The organism is Aeromonas sp. QDB23, from assembly GCF_027707745.1.
Taxonomy (GTDB): Bacteria; Pseudomonadota; Gammaproteobacteria; order Enterobacterales; family Aeromonadaceae; genus Aeromonas; species Aeromonas allosaccharophila.
This window is the reverse complement of sequence record NZ_JAPCJA010000180.1, coordinates 1-629: the sequence shown is the minus strand read 5'-3', so window position 1 is coordinate 629 and position 629 is coordinate 1. Positions and strand designations below refer to the sequence as shown.

General features: G+C 53.6%; 1 pseudogene. It reads left to right on the top strand.

The window, feature by feature from the left end:
- Positions 1–629 (top strand): annotated as a pseudogene (locus PG888_RS23075) (IS4-like element ISAs18 family transposase); the annotation flags it as partial.

The following is a 629-nucleotide window of genomic DNA, read 5'->3' as shown; positions in this document are numbered from 1 at the left end:
CTCTTTGACGATTGGGTGCCCTATGTGGTCGGTGAACGTACCGAGATCGTAGTCTCCATGGACTGGACCGAATTCGATGCCGATGATCACAGTACCTTGGTTATCAGCCTGCAAACCAACCACGGTCGCAGTACTCCGCTGCTGTGGAAAACCCATCGGAAATCGTTGCTCAAAGGGCAACGCAATGCCCATGAGAAAGAGCTGCTCACCAAGCTCAAGCAGACGTTGCCAGAGGGTATCTTCGTGACGGTAGTAGCTGACCGCGGCTTTGGTTACATGGAGCTGTTCGAACGCCTGGAGCAAGAGCTAGGCTTTGCTTATCTCATTAGATTTAAAGGAAATGTTTTGGTTGGTTACCCTGGTGTAGAGCAGGTTCCAGCTCGGGACTGGCTAACGCCGACCGGGCGCACCCGAACCCTCAAAGCGGTGGAGCTAACTGGGCAGCGACAGCCTGTCGAACGGGTCTATTGTTGTCATAAGAGTGGCATGAAAGACGCGTGGTTTCTGGCCAGTAACCGGACCGACCTGAGCGCCGCCAAGGCGTTGCAACTATACGGCCAGCGCTGGGGTATCGAGACCAGTTTTCGTGATATCAAAGATTACAAATTCGGCATGGGTATGGGAGATGT